The sequence below is a fragment of the Pseudomonas sp. IPO3778 genome (genome assembly GCF_013386825.1).
In the GTDB taxonomy this organism is placed as follows: domain Bacteria; phylum Pseudomonadota; class Gammaproteobacteria; order Pseudomonadales; family Pseudomonadaceae; genus Aquipseudomonas.
On sequence record NZ_JACARC010000062.1, the window covers coordinates 22,347 to 36,780 of the forward strand.

At 63.2% G+C, this 14,434-nt stretch carries 10 protein-coding genes; 5 read left to right on the forward strand and 5 right to left on the reverse strand.

Annotated features, from left to right (window positions below; translation table 11 throughout):
* Positions 1-21: 21 nt before the first annotated feature.
* Positions 22-228: a carbon storage regulator CsrA gene (csrA, locus tag HX855_RS27910; protein ID WP_177089203.1), complete on the forward strand. Its 207-nt coding sequence runs from the start codon at positions 22-24 to the stop codon at positions 226-228.
* 3 nt (positions 229-231) lie between these two features.
* On the opposite strand, the gene HX855_RS27915 is transcribed toward csrA, so the two are convergent.
* From HX855_RS27915 to HX855_RS27930, 4 genes are all read right to left on the reverse strand, one after another.
* Positions 232-459, reverse strand: a complete 228-nt coding sequence (locus tag HX855_RS27915; RefSeq protein WP_003192759.1) for a YheU family protein — start codon at positions 457-459, stop codon at positions 232-234.
* A gap of 59 nt (positions 460-518) precedes the next feature.
* Positions 519-1,703, reverse strand: a complete 1,185-nt coding sequence (locus HX855_RS27920) for an osmoprotectant NAGGN system M42 family peptidase (protein WP_003216760.1) — start codon at positions 1,701-1,703, stop codon at positions 519-521.
* Between the two features lie 172 nt (positions 1,704-1,875).
* Positions 1,876-3,621 carry an N-acetylglutaminylglutamine synthetase gene (ngg, locus tag HX855_RS27925; protein ID WP_177089202.1) on the reverse strand — a complete coding sequence of 582 codons (1,746 nt, stop codon included), beginning with the start codon at positions 3,619-3,621 and terminating at the stop codon, positions 1,876-1,878.
* Positions 3,622-3,624: 3 nt separating this feature from the next.
* Positions 3,625-5,397 (reverse strand): N-acetylglutaminylglutamine amidotransferase, encoded by a 1,773-nt coding sequence (locus HX855_RS27930; RefSeq protein WP_177089201.1) that lies wholly within the window; start codon positions 5,395-5,397, stop codon positions 3,625-3,627.
* A gap of 231 nt (positions 5,398-5,628) precedes the next feature.
* On the opposite strand from HX855_RS27930, the gene HX855_RS27935 reads away from it, so the two are divergent.
* The gene (locus tag HX855_RS27935; RefSeq protein WP_177089200.1) at positions 5,629-7,731 is read left to right on the forward strand and encodes a dermonecrotic toxin domain-containing protein; all 2,103 of its coding nucleotides are present in this window, start codon (positions 5,629-5,631) and stop codon (positions 7,729-7,731) included.
* Entirely contained in the window at positions 7,704-9,380 is a 1,677-nt protein-coding gene (locus tag HX855_RS27940) for an NEL-type E3 ubiquitin ligase domain-containing protein (protein ID WP_177089199.1), read from the forward strand. The genes HX855_RS27935 and HX855_RS27940 overlap by 28 nt, the downstream gene beginning before the upstream one ends.
* On the opposite strand, the gene mnmC is transcribed toward HX855_RS27940, so the two are convergent.
* The gene (mnmC, locus tag HX855_RS27945) at positions 9,377-11,356 is read right to left on the reverse strand and encodes a bifunctional tRNA (5-methylaminomethyl-2-thiouridine)(34)-methyltransferase MnmD/FAD-dependent 5-carboxymethylaminomethyl-2-thiouridine(34) oxidoreductase MnmC (RefSeq protein ID WP_177089198.1); all 1,980 of its coding nucleotides are present in this window, start codon (positions 11,354-11,356) and stop codon (positions 9,377-9,379) included. The genes HX855_RS27940 and mnmC overlap by 4 nt on opposite strands.
* Positions 11,357-11,512: 156 nt before the next feature.
* On the opposite strand from mnmC, the gene pap reads away from it, so the two are divergent.
* Positions 11,513-13,030, forward strand: a complete 1,518-nt coding sequence (gene pap, locus HX855_RS27950) for a polyphosphate:AMP phosphotransferase (protein ID WP_177089197.1) — start codon at positions 11,513-11,515, stop codon at positions 13,028-13,030.
* Between the two features lie 154 nt (positions 13,031-13,184).
* The gene (locus HX855_RS27955) at positions 13,185-14,369 is read left to right on the forward strand and encodes a thiolase family protein (protein ID WP_177089196.1); all 1,185 of its coding nucleotides are present in this window, start codon (positions 13,185-13,187) and stop codon (positions 14,367-14,369) included.
* The last annotated feature ends 65 nt before the right edge of the window (positions 14,370-14,434 follow it).

The following is a 14,434-nucleotide window of genomic DNA, read 5'->3' on the forward strand; positions in this document are numbered from 1 at the left end:
AACTCAAAAAGGACGAACCCCATGCTGGTATTAAGCCGCGCGGTAGGCGAAATAATCTCGGTGGGTGACCAGATCACCCTGCGCATCCTGGAAGTCAGCGGCACCCAGGTAAAACTGGGTGTGGAAGCACCGGTGGGGGTCAATGTGCACCGGGCGGAGGTCTATCAGAAGATCCTCAGCCGCCAGGGCCTCCAGGGCCGGCAGGCCGAGCCCATGCCCAATCCTTGATCGTCAGTCGAACAGATGCTTGGGCACATCGTGCTTGAGCATCAACTGGCATTGTTCGCTCTCGGGGTCGAACACAATCAGTGCCTGGCCCTTGGTCAGCGCCTGGCGCACTCGCAGTACGCGGGTTTCCAGGGGCGTGTCGTCGCCATTGTCGGTGCCGTCGCGGGTCACGAAGTCTTCGATGAGGCGGGTCAGGGTGTCGACTTCAAGTGCATCGTAGGGAATCAGCATACAAGTCTCAGCTAAAGAATCCCGGCGATGCTACTGCGCCGGGATCCCAGTTGCCAGTCTCAGGTTTTTTGGCCCACCAGGCTGTCCACCGACGGCACGCGGGTATCGCTCTCCATTTGCGTGTCGTGTTCGATCTGGTGACTGAACCGGTCCAGAGAGCCTTTGGCCGGTTGGGCGTCGCTGGCAAACACCGGCGGGCTGAGGATGTAGGCGCCCAGCAGGCGGCTCAGCGCTGCCAGGCTGTCGATATGGGTGCGCTCGTAGCCATGGGTGGCATCACAACCAAACGCCAGCAGGGCGGTGCGAATGTCGTGGCCGGCGGTCACTGCCGAATGGGCGTCGCTGAAGTAATAGCGAAACAGGTCGCGACGCACCGGCAGCTCATTCTCCGCCGCCAGGCGCAGCAGGTGGCGTGACAGGTGATAGTCATACGGGCCGCCGGAATCCTGCATCGCCACACTCACTGCGTGTTCGCTGGAGTGCTGCTCGTGGGCTACCGGCGCGATGTCGATGCCGACAAACTCACTCACGTCCCACGGTAACGCGGCGGCCGCGCCACTGCCGGTTTCTTCGGTGATGGTGAACAACGGGTGGCAGTCGATCAGCAGCGGTTGGCCGCTGTCGACAATCGCCTTGAGCGCCGCCAGCAGGGCAGCCACCCCGGCCTTGTCGTCCAGGTGGCGGGCACTGATATGGCCACTCTCGGTGAACTCCGGCAGCGGGTCGAAGGCGACAAAATCGCCGACGCTGATGCCCAGTGAATCGCAGTCGGCGCGAGTGGCGCAGTAGGCGTCCAGGCGCAGTTCGATGTGATCCCAGCTGATGGGCATCTCATCCACGGCGGTATTGAACGCGTGCCCGGAGGCCATCAGCGGCAACACGCTGCCGCGGATCACGCCGTTATCGGTAAACAGGCTGACACGGCTGCCTTCGGCAAACCGGCTGGACCAGCAGCCCACCGGTGCCAGGGTCAGGCGGCCGTTGTCCTTGATCGCGCGCACGGCGGCACCGATGGTGTCCAGGTGCGCGGAGACGGCGCGGTCGGGGCTGTTTTTCTGGCCCTTGAGGGTGGCGCGAATCGTGCCGCGCCGGGTCATTTCAAACGGAATGCCCAGCTCTTCCAGGCGCTCGGCCACGTAGCGCACGATGGTGTCGGTAAACCCGGTGGGGCTGGGGATGGCGAGCATTTCCAGCAGCACTTTTTGCAGGTAAGCGAGATCCGGTTCGGGGATGGTTCGGGTCATGGAAACTCCTGATGAGTTGAGGGCATCGATGGTTTCGATGAGTGGGCCATTGGCTAGAGAGTCATCGGCTGTTCCGGCCCCATCGCGGGCAAGCCCGGCTCCCACAGGGGAATGCATTCCAAATGTGGGAGCGGGCTTGCTCGCGAAGGCGCCAGTCAAGGCAACACCTTTCTCACGCCGTCGGCTGGCTATGGGGAAACAACAGGTCCACAAACTTTTCAGCCGTCGGCTGCGGTTCATGGTTGGCCAGCCCGGCCCGTTCGTTGGCTTCGATAAATACGTACTCCGCCTGGTCGGCGGCCGGCACCATCAGGTCCAGGCCCACCATGGGAATATCCAGGGCGCGGGCGGCGCGCACGGCGGCGTCCACCAGGGTCGGATGAAGGATGGCGGTGACGTCTTCCAGGCAACCACCGGTGTGCAGGTTGGCGGTACGCCGCACGGCCAGGCGTTCGCCACGGGGCAGGATGCTGCTGTAGTCGTACCCGGCAGCCTCCAGGGTGCGTTGGGTTTCATGATCCAGGGGGATTTTGCTTTCGCCGTCGGTAGCGGCCTGGCGTCGGCGGCTTTGGGCTTCAATCAATGCGCCGATGGAATGCTGGCCGTCTCCGGTGATTTCCGCCGGGCGGCGAATGGCGGCGGCGACCACTTCAAAGCCGATCACCAGAATGCGCAGGTCGAGGCCTTCGTGGAAGCTTTCCAGCAGCACGCGGGTGTCGAACTGGCGTGCGGCCTCAATGGCCTTCTGCACGTCCTCGATGGTTTGCAAATCCACCGCCACGCCCTGACCCTGCTCGCCATCCAGCGGCTTGACCACGATGCGCTGATGCTCGTCGAGAAACTCCAGGTTGTCATCGGCGCTGCCGGCCAACTGTTGCTCCGGCAGCTTCAAGCCGGCGGCCTTGAGCACCTTGTGGGTCAGGCTCTTGTCCTGGCACAGGGTCATGCTGATGGCGCTGGTCAGGTCGCTCAGGGATTCGCGGCAACGCACCCGGCGGCCGCCGTGGCTCAGGGTGAACAGGCCGGCATCGGCGTCATCCACCTGCACATCGATCCCGCGCCGATGGGCTTCCTCGACGATGATCCGCGCATAGGGGTTGAACCCCGCCTGCGGGCCGGGCCCGAGGAACAGCGGCTGGTTGATGCCGTTCTTGCGCTTGATGGCGAAGGTGGTCAGCGCGCGAAAGCCGAGCTTGGCGTAGAGGTTTTTCGCCTGGCGGTTGTCGTGCAACACCGACAGGTCGAGGTAGCTCAGGCCACGGCTCATGAAGTGTTCGATCAAATGGCGTACCAGCACTTCACCCACGCCGGGGCGGGTGCATTGGGGGTCGACCGCCAGGCACCAGAGGCTGCAACCGTTCTCCGGGTCGTGAAAGGCTTTCTGATGATTCAAGCCCATCACGCTGCCGATCACGGCGCCGCTGTCTTCGTCCTCGGCCAGCCAGTACACCGGGCCGCCTTGATGGCGCGGTGTCAACAAGGCCGGGTCCACCGGCAACATGCCGCGCCCGTGGTACAGCTGGTTCACCGCCTGCCAGTCCGCCTCGTTCTGCACCCGGCGAATCCGAAAACCGCGAAACACCCGGGTCGCCGGGCGGTAGTCGGTGAACCACAGGCGCAAGGTGTCGGACGGGTCGAGAAACAACTGCTGCGGGTCAATCCCCAGAATCTGCTGCGGCGCGGCCACATACAGCGCGATGTCGCGCTCGCCGGGCTGCTCGTTGAGCAACTCCAGGGCCAGGCTCGCCGGGTCCGGGAAGGTATGGCCGATCAACAGCCGGCCCCAGCCGCAATGCACGGCAATCGGCTCGGGGCCCAGTTCGCTGCCGTCTTCGGCGAAGCGGGCCTGCAGGCGCTCGTAGGAGGGCGCCTGGCCCCGCAGCAAGCGTTGGCTGTAAGCCGTGGCATGAGGTTTCATGAATCAGATTCCTTGTTCGCTGAGCCACAGGTTCAGCGCCGCCAGTTGCCACAGCTTGGAGCCGCGCAACGGGGTCAATTGGCCTTGAGGGTCGGTGAGCAGGCGGTCGAGCATCGCCGGGTTGAACAGGCCGCGATCCTGACTCGGGTCCAGCAGCAGGTCGCGCACCCAGTTCAGGGTGTCGCCTTGCAAATGCTTGAGGCCGGGCACCGGGAAGTAGCCTTTCTTGCGGTCGATGACTTCGCTCGGGATTACCCGGCGCGCGGCTTCCTTGAGCACTTGCTTGCCGCCGTCCGGCAGCTTGAACTTGCCCGGCACGCGGGCCGACAGTTCCACCAGGCGGTAATCGAGAAACGGTGTACGCGCTTCCAGGCCCCAGGCCATGGTCATGTTGTCGACGCGCTTGACCGGGTCGTCCACCAGCATCACGGTGCTGTCCAGGCGCAAGGCTTTATCCACCGCGGCATCGGCGCCGGGCTGGGCGAAATGCTCGCGCACGAAGTCACCGGCGGCGTCATTGGCGGTCAGCCATTTGGGGGCGACGGTGGCGGCGTAGTCGTCGTAGCTGCGGTCGAAAAACGCATCGCGGTAGGCGGCATACGGGTCGCTGGCGCCGTCCACCTGCGGGTACCAGTGGTAACCGGCGAACAACTCGTCGGCGCCCTGGCCGCTCTGCACCACCTTGCAATGCTTGGCCACTTCCCGGGACAGCAGGTAAAAGGCGATGCAGTCATGGCTGACCATCGGCTCGCTCATGGCGCGAAACGCCGCCGGCAGTTGCTCGATGATTTCGCTTTCGGCGATGCGCAGTTGGTGGTGACGGGTGCCGTAATGCTTGGCGATCAGATCCGAATACTGGAACTCGTCGCCGCGTTCGCCACCGGCGTCTTCAAAACCGATGGAGAAGGTCGACAGGTCCTGTACGCCGACTTCCCGCAGCAGGCCCACCAGCATGCTCGAATCCACACCGCCGGAAAGCAGCACGCCCACATCCACTGCCGCCCGTTGACGAATCGCCACGGCTTCGCGGGTGCTGTCGAGCACGCGGTCGGTCCAGTCTTCCAGGGTCAGGTTGGCTTCATCGGCGTGAGGGCCGTAGGGCAGGGTCCACCAGGTTTTCTGTTCGGTCTTGCCGTCGGCGTCAATGCGCATCCACGACGCTGGCGGCAGCTTTTCAATGCCCGCCAGCAAGGTGCGCGGCGCAGGCACCACGGCATGGAAGTTGAGGTAGTGATTGAGTGCTACCGGGTCGAGGATCGGGTTGATGTCACCACCTTTGAGCAGCGCCGGCAATGCCGAGGCAAAGCGCAGGCGCTGGCCGGTGCGCGACAGGTACAGCGGCTTCACACCCAGGCGGTCACGGGCGATAAACAGGCGCTGGGCATCACGTTCCCAGATGGCAAACGCAAACATCCCGTTGAGCTTGGGCAGCAGCGCTTCGCCCCAGGCGTGGTAGCCCTTGAGCAGCACTTCGGTGTCGCCACCGGAATAGAACGCATAGCCGAGGGCTTCAAGCTCTGCGCGCAGTTCCGGGAAGTTGTAGATCGCGCCGTTGAACGCCAGGGACAGCCCCAATTGGGCGTCGACCATCGGTTGGGCGGAGCCGTCCGACAGGTCCATGATTTTCAGGCGTCGATGGCCCAGGGCAATCGGCCCTTGGGCGTGAAAACCCCATGAATCGGGGCCTCGGGGGGCGAGGTGATGGGTGATTCGTTCCACTGCTGCCAGGTCGGCAGGTTGGTAATCAAAGCGTAACTCGCCAGCTAATCCGCACATAAATTCCTTACCGGTTTTTCCGTTGGGGAGAGTCGAGAACAGCCGCGCCAAAACGGCGGCTACCCAGAAACTGACACGGATGAATCTAGGGAGTTTTAGAACGATCGGTTATAAGCAGGCTTTTCAGGGAGCGCTCAGGCGTATACGCGGGGCCGCATCACATAGTTATGGCGGCCGGGCCGGGGTGGGTGGATATCGTGGGCGTCCACTCTTGTGCAAAGGATATTGCCGATGCCCGATCCTGTTTCCGTGCCTGCCCAATTAACCTCGCAACTCCTCTCGTCCACCTTGCTGGAGTTGACCGGCGACCTGGATAAAGCCGATGTGCTGCAACAACGCTTGCCTCCCTGGTTGCTCACCGCCAAGCCCGAACTGCTGGAGCAGTTGGAGAAGGTTCACGAGTTGGCGGGGCTTCATGAGCCCAGGGTCAATGCGATCCTGCAACGCATCAAAGGCCTTGATCAGTTTTGTGCCGAGGAACTGACCCGTGGTCTTAAAGTCCGGTTTGGCGTGACCCTGGACGTCAAGCACGATCATTTATGGTTGCCCTGGGATGTCCTCGACGCCGCCACCACCTCGTTCGCCATTCAAACCTCCAAAGTGGTGATTGAAACCCGGACCCTGCTCCAGGCGGCGATGCAGAACTTTTCCGAGCAAGAGGCCCAGGGCCGTCGTTTCCCGAGCGGCAGCCAGGTACGGCGTGACACCGATACGGTGGTGCCCCAGGTCAGCGTCACTGCATTCGCCACCTACTGCCGCAGCTTCGACCTGGGACGGCGCTACCAGGCGCACCTGCGTGGCGCCATCAACCAGGCCCTGCCGGTGGCGGAGGAGGTGCTGCACAACCCGGATGCCAGTGAGTTCAAGCAACTGAAGGCGTATGACATGGCGATCGACGTGTACCTGGCGTACCTGCGGGGTGATATCGGCGAACCGGCGTTCAAGCTGTTGCTGGGCTTTACCCGCCAGGGTGCGAACCTCAGCAAGGCCGCCATGAGTGCTGAGCTCTACGGTGGCAAGCCGCTGGTGTTCCAGGGGCTGGATGTGCATGACAGCTGCCTGTGGGGGGTGGTGGTGTTTTCCCAGGGCGCCATTGACGAATCATCCGACACCCCGTGCATCGTCTATATGCCGGGGGAACCGCATCGGCCGATTTTCGAATACCCCACCTTTGCCGATTTCCAGCGGTACCTGACCTTGAAGCTGCAGGTGAAAACCTATGCCGACGTTTTCGTGCGTTACCTTGACGAAGCCTCCCGCGGTGAATTTTTCAGCCGGTTTTCTGCGGGCAAAGTCCTGGGGCTGATCAAGCCGTTGGCGATCAACGTCGGGCTGTTCCAGTTTTTCTTCAACAGCATGATCGGCAAGCTGCAAAAAGACAGCCGGGTGCTGGCGGTGCCCACGGCAGATTTTGACGTGGCGGTGCGCGATCAGCGCTGGCGGGACTATGAGGCGTGGGGGCTGGACCTGCTCAACCTCGCCGGCTTTTTTGTGCCGGTCATCGGCCAGTTGATGATGGGCGTGGCCATTGGGCAAATGCTTGGCGAGGTGTACGAAGGGGTGCAGGACTGGCGTCATCAGGACCGCAGTGCCGCGTTGTCACACCTGCGTAATGTGCTGGAGAGCCTGGCTTCGATGGCGGCGTTTGCGGCCGGGGGTAAAGTCATTGGCTCCGCGCGTCGGGCGGTGAGGGACAACCTGGAGGGTTTCGATGACGTAGAGGCGGTTGAGCGCGCGGACGGTCAGCGTCGGTTATGGCGACCGGGCCTCAGGCCGTACGGGCAGCCATTGACGGCCAGTGAAGCCGATGCCCAGGGCTTCTACTGGCAAGCGGGGCGGCCCTGGATAAAGATCGATGGCCGTGGGCATGAGGTACGTTTCGATGCCGCCCTGGGGCAATGGCGTATCTGTCATCCGGGGCGCCCGTCTGCCTATGCGCCCCCCGTGGTGCACAACGGCGCGGGAGGCTGGCGATCCATCCATGAGCGACCGCAGGAGTGGAGCAGCACGCCCTATGGCCTGCGGCGCCTGGACCCGAGCCTGATCGCCCTGGATGACACCCGCCTGGAGCAGATCATCCGGGCCGGCGATGTGCAGTCCCACCAGGTGCAGCGGTGGGCCGAGGACAACCTCAAGCTGCCGGCCGGTTTGCAGGACAGTGTGCAGCGGTTTGCCCTGGACCAGAAAATCACTGACCTGATCGAGCGCCTGGAAAAGCGCCAGCCCTACACCCGTCTTTTACCGAGCACCAGGCCCGCGAACTGCTCGAAGGCCTGGGCACCGATGATTTGTCACGGGCGGGCGCGGTGCGTCTGCGCGAGCAGCAACGGGTAAAGCTCGAGGGGGTGCTCAAGGCCTGGGTCCTGAAGGACGAAGAGTTGAAAAAGCTCCCGGGCCGCCTGGACGACTATCGCCTCAGCCGCCAGCAAGTGGCCGACCGTTTGCGCAGTGCCTGGCGCCACCAGACACGGCTGCTCGATGAAACCCACGCCTCGGTGTATGGCCTGAGCCTGGACGGCATGCGGGTTGGCCAACTGCCGACCTTTCCCGCCGATATCGACTTTGGCCATGTGCAGCGCCTGTCCCTGAAAAACATGGACCTGGACAACGACGTGGCGTACTTCCTCAAGGCGTTCAAGGGCCTGCGCTCACTGGAACTGGACAAGAACCGGCTGACCTGGCTGCCGGAAGTGCTGTCCCATATGCCCTCACTGCAACGCCTGAGCCTGGCGCACAACAGCCTCAACCTGACCGACGCCACCACCAAGAAACTGCAGGCCATGAGCGGCCTGCGTTCCCTGGACCTGAGCAACAACCCCTTGGGCGAGACGCCTTCGGTGGCGCACATGCCCGACTTGCAGCACCTGAACCTGCGTGACACCCGTGCCCGGGAATTGCCCCAGGGGTTACTCACGCGTTTGCACCTGGAAGACGCCAACCTGCGGGAAAACAACATTGTCGAGCTGCCCCCGGAACTGTTTACCGCGCCGGTGGCGGTGACCGAAAAAATCAACTTGCGGCTCAACCCGGTATCACTGCGCAGCCGTCAGGACCTGGATGAGTATCGCCGGCGTACGGGGGTGGGCATGGGGTTGCAGGAGGACGACATCGCCCTGTTGAGCGAACAACGCTCCCAACAGGCTTGGCTGGAAGGGGAGACCGCCGATGCTTATCTCACGCGTCGGGCCAGTTGGGAGTTGCTCAAGGACGATTGGCAGTCCGGGGATTTTTTTGCGGTGCTGCGCCAACTGGTCAACACCGCGCAATACAAGCAGGTGCGCGCCGACCTGGTCCGCCGGGTGTGGCAAGTGATGGATGCTGCCGCCGAGGACAGTGAGCTGCGTGAGCTGCTGTTCAACCTGGCCAGGGGCGAGCCCAATTGTGTGGACGCGGCGGCCTACAGCTTCAGCGAAATGGAGGTCACGGTGATGCTCAACAAGGCGATGAAGGAGGCCGGTGTCACCAGGCCGAGTGTCGCAACCCTGCTGAAACTGGGGCGCGGGCTGTTCCGCCTGGAGCAACTGGACAGCATTTCCGATGTGTTCAGCCGCCGCAAAAACATTGCCGATCAACTGGCGGTGCGCCTGGTGTACCGCAGCGGGCTGGCGAAGGTCCTGGAGTTGCCGGGCCAGCCGGAAAGCATCACGTATCGGGAGGTGGGCGGGGTGACTCAGGAGGACCTCACCGACGCGCTCACCCAGGTCAGCACGCGGGAGATGACCTCGGACCTGTCGCGCTTTATGGCCCGGCAAGGGTTTTGGCTGGAATACCTCAAGCGGCAGTTTGCGGCGCAATTCAGCCGGGTCAGTCAGGAGTACGGTAACCAGCTCAAGGCCCTGGATGTGGCCAGCACCACTTATTTATCCCAGGCCCTCAAAGTACAAAGCGACCACCATCAAGCCCGTGAGCAACTGGTGGAACGCCTGACCCGCGCTGCACTGGAGGATGGGGATAAACCGCTGGCGGCAGAGTGCCCGCTTTAGGCCTTGCCGCGAATCAAGGCGCGCACGGCAAACCGGTTGGGATGGCAGTCCTGGGCCACGCTCCTGGGCAGCGGCAGGGGTTCGTTGTCGAGCCACGCCGCCAGCAATTCGCCGGACAGGGGCGCGGTAATCAGCCCGCGGGAGCCGTGGCCGCTGTTGACGTACAAACCGTCCAGCCACGGGCAGGGCGTGTCCGGCACCTGGCGCGCATCCTTGCCCAGTACGCTGTAGGCCTCATTGAACAGGGCCGGGTCTGCAAGCGGGCCGACGATGGGCAGGTAGTCGGGGCTGGTACAGCGGAAGGCGGCGCGGCCCTGAAGCTGCTCGGGGTCCAGAGCGTCGGCGTGCAGGCGCTGGCGCAGGTCCGGGGAAATCTCCTCCAGCAGCGCCAGATTGCCCGCGTGATCGGCGGCGCTGGGCGTCAGGTCGAGGCTGTTGAAGTCGAAACTGGCGCCCAGGGTATGCTCGCCCAAGCGGGCCGGGGCCACATAGCCCTCGGCGCACACCACCGTACTCAGCGCCTGGCTGGCCGGGGTTTGCGCCAGTGCGGTGATTTGCCCGCGAATGCGCTTCAGCGGCAAACCTGCGCTGGGGGCGAAGCGTTTGATCTCGGCAGCCCCGGCCAGTACCACCACCGGCGCGCTGGCCAGCAAGCGCTCGCCGTCCCAGGCTTGCCACTGGCCGTCGGCCTTGCGCAGTTCAAGTACGTCGTGATGGGGCAGTACGTCGATCCCCGGTTGTTGGGCCTGCCACTGGCACAGCGCGGGCGGATGCACCCAGCCGCCCTCGGGGAAATAAAGCCCGCCATGTTCCAGCGCAACGCCCGCTCGCACCTGCGCTTGCTGTTGATCCAGCAGGAGCAAGAGCTGCGGGTCGAAGGCTTCGGCCAACTGCGCCTGGCGCTCGGCCTCCTTGGCGTTGAAGGCCAGTTGCAGGACGCCGCAGCCATCCCAGTCCACCCCGCGTTGCAACTGCTCCAGCAAGCGCCGGGTGTGGCCAAAGCCACTGACAATCAGTTGGGACAACGCCGTGCCGTGGGCCGATAGCTTGAGGTACAGCACGCCCTGTGGGTTGCCGGAGGCTTCCCGGGCGAGGCCGTCGTGGCGTTCCAGCAGGCTGACCTGCCAGCCCCGTGCCGCGAGGCTGGCGGCACTGGCGCAGCCCGCCAGGCCGCCGCCGATCACCAGCGCCCGGCGCTCGCCACGGGCCGCCGGCGGGCGGGCGAACCAGGGTTTGGCAACCGCCGGGGGGGGCGTCTCGGCCGGCCAACCCAGAAATTCGCCCCGCAGGATCTCCCACTTGTGGCCGATGCCCGGGGTGCGCTTCATCTTGAAGCCGGCCCCATTGATCAACCGCCGCACCCAGCCGGTGCTGGTAAAGGTGCTGATGGTCGAACCCGGCGCTGCTAGCCGCGCCAGTTCGGCAAACAGTTCGGCGGTCCACATGTCCGGGTTTTTCGCCGGGGCAAAACCGTCGAGAAACCACGCGTCAATCTGTGCATCCAGCTGCGGCAATTGCTCCAGGGCGTCGCCGATCAGCAGCGTCAGGGTGACGCGGCCGTTCGCCAATATCAGCCGCTGGAAGCCCTGATGGATCGCCACGTACTGCGCCAGCAACGGCTCGGCAAACGGCGCCAGTTCGGGCCACAGGGCGAGGGCGCGTTGCAGGTCGGCGTGGCTCAGCGGGTACTTTTCCACACTCACAAAATGCAGGCGTGCACCGGCCACCGCGTGTTGTTCGAACAGTTGCCAGGCGCACAGGAAATTCAGGCCGGTGCCGAAGCCGGTTTCGCCGATCACCAGCCGGCCGCCCACCGGCAGCGCGGCAAAACGTTCCTGCAAACGGTTCTGCTGGAGGAACACGTAGCGGGTTTCTTCAAGGCCCGACTGGTCGGAGAAGTACACGTCGTCGAACACCCGCGAATGCGGGCGACCTTGGTCATCCCAGTCGAGCTGGGCGTGGGTTACGGGGTTCATGGGCGGCTCTTAAAAAATACAGCGGGCAAAGGCAAGGCGGCCATTCTAGCTGATCAACAGGGGTGTCATTGATCCATGGCAAGCCACTGTGGAATTTCCTGCCGCGTGTTGTTGCCCAATCCGCTAGTCTTGATCACTTCTGGAACGGAGCCGCCCATGTTCGAATCTGCCGAAATCGGTCACGCCATCGACAAAGAAACCTACGACGCCGAAGTGCCGGCCTTGCGCGAAGCCCTGCTGGAAGTGCAGTACGAACTGCAACAGCAAAAGCGCTTCCCGGTGATCATCCTGATCAACGGCATCGAAGGTGCCGGCAAGGGCGAAACCGTCAAGCTGCTCAATGAATGGATGGACCCGCGCCTGATCGAGGTGCGCACCTTCGACCAGCAGACCGACGAAGAACTGGCCCGCCCGCCTGCCTGGCGCTACTGGCGCCAGCTTCCGGCGAAAGGCCGCATGGGTATCTTTTTTGGCAACTGGTACAGCCAGATGCTGCAAAGCCGCGTCCATGGCGAGATCAAGGATGCGCGGCTTGACCAGGCCATCGCCGGGGCCGAGCGCCTGGAAAAAATGCTCTGCGACGAAGGCGCGCTGATCTTCAAGTTCTGGTTTCACCTCTCCAAGAAGCAAATGAAATCCCGGCTCAAGGCCTTGCAGGATGATCCGCTGCACAGCTGGCGCATCAGCCCGCTGGACTGGCAGCAGTCCAAGACTTACGACAAGTTTGTGCATTTCGGTGAGCGCATCCTGCGCCGCACCAGCCGTGACTACGCGCCGTGGTATGTGATCGAAGGCGTCGATGCCCACTACCGTGGGCTGACCGTGGGCAAGATCCTGCTCGAAGGCCTGCAAAACGCGTTGAAAGTGCCCAAAGGTAAAGCCAGCGGCATGAACCCGGCGCCGCTGCCGTCGGCGGTTGACCAGATGAGCCTGCTCAATAGCCTGGACATGACCCTGAGCCTGGAGAAGGACGATTACGAAGAACAACTGATCACCGAGCAGGCGCGGTTTTCCGGGCTGATGCGCGACAAGCGCATGCGCAAGCACGCGTTGGTGACGGTATTTGAAGGCAACGACGCGGCAGGCAAGGGTGGCGCGATCCGGCGGGTGGCGGCGGCCCTCGACCCCCGGCAGTACCACATCGTGCCGATAGCCGCGCCCAGCGAAGACGAGCGCGCCCAGCCTTACCTCTGGCGTTTCTGGCAGAAAATCCCGGCGCGGGGCATGTTCACCGTGTTCGATCGCTCCTGGTACGGCCGGGTGCTGGTGGAACGCATCGAAGGCTTCTGCACGCCCACCGACTGGATGCGCGCCTACGGTGAGATCAACGACTTTGAAGAGCAACTGCGTGATGCCGGGGTGATCGTGGTCAAGTTCTGGCTGGCGATCGACAAACAGACCCAGTTGGAGCGGTTCCAGGCGCGGGAGGAAATCCCGTTCAAGCGCTTCAAAATCACCGAGGACGACTGGCGCAACCGCGACAAGTGGGACGACTACCGAGCGGCGGTGGGTGACATGGTGGACCGCACCAGCACCGAGATTGCGCCGTGGACGTTGGTGGAGGCCAATGACAAGCGCTGGGCGCGGGTAAAGGTGTTGCGCACCATCAACCGGGCGCTGGAGGAAGCGTTCGACAAGACCGACAAGCATGACAAGAAGGACAAAAAGAAGTAGCCCGTCCGACATTGCACCTGTGGCGAGCGGGCCGGTCGCCACAAAAGATCTGTCGACACCGATGACATACGCGGGATGAATGATTGTCGCGGTTGAAGAGGGCGGGATCTATGCTCGATCTCTCTCTCAACAACCACAACAATCGAGGTGGCCCATGCGTGAAGTAGTGATCGTCGACAGCGTGCGAACCGGCCTGGCCAAGTCCTTTCGCGGCAAGTTCAACCAGACCCGTCCCGATGACATGGCTGCCCATTGCGTCAATGCGCTGCTGACCCGCAACGGCATCGACCCGGCCACTGTCGAAGACTGCATCGTCGGCGCCGGCTCCAACGAAGGCGCCCAGGGCTACAACATTGGGCGCAACGTGGCGGTGTTGTCGCAACTGGGCACCGGCACGGCCGGCATGACCCTCAACCGTTTCTGTTCCTCGGGCTTGCAGGCGATCGCCATTGCGGCCAACCAGATTGCGTCCGGCTGCAGTGAGATCATCGTTGCCGGCGGGGTTGAGTCCATCAGCCTGACCATGAAAAGCGTCAACACCGACAACCTGATCAACCCGTTGCTCAAGGAGCAGGTGCCGGGCATCTATTTCCCCATGGGGCAGACGGCGGAAATTGTTGCGCGGCGTTATCACGTCAGTCGTGAAGAGCAGGACCTGTATGCGCTGCAAAGCCAGCAGCGTACGGCCCAGGCCCAGGCGGACGGGTTGTTTGATGATGAAATCGTGCCGATGGCGGTGAAGTACAAGGTTGAGGACAAGAACACCGGGGCGGTGCAGGTGTTGGACGGGGTGGTGGATCGGGATGATTGCAACCGTCCGGATACCACCCTGGCCAGTCTTGCGGGGTTGAAGCCGGTGTTTGCGGAGGATGGGTCGGTGACGGCGGGGAATTCGTCGCAATTGTCTGATGGGGCGTCCATGACGCTGGTGATGAGTTTGGAAAAGGCGCTGGAATTGGGGCTTAAGCCGAAGGCGTTTTTCCGCGGGTTTACGGTGGCGGGGTGTGAGCCGGATGAGATGGGCATTGGGCCGGTGTTTTCGGTGCCCAAGCTGCTCAAGGCCCGGGGCTTGCAGGTGGGGGATATTGACCTGTGGGAGCTGAATGAAGCGTTTGCTTCGCAGTGCCTGTATGCGCGTAATCGGCTGGAAATTGATAATGCCAAGTACAACGTCAATGGTGGGTCGATTTCGATTGGGCATCCGTTTGGGATGACCGGGTCGCGGCAGGTGGGGCATCTGGTGCGTGAGCTGCAGCGGCGCAAGTTGCGTTACGGGATTGTCACCATGTGCGTGGGGGGAGGGATGGGGGCTACCGGGTTGTTTGAGGCTGTGCGGTAGGTTTGATTGGGGGCATATCCGTTGCTGCGGTAACGGCCGCCTAGGGTTCCGCTCTTACAGCGGGG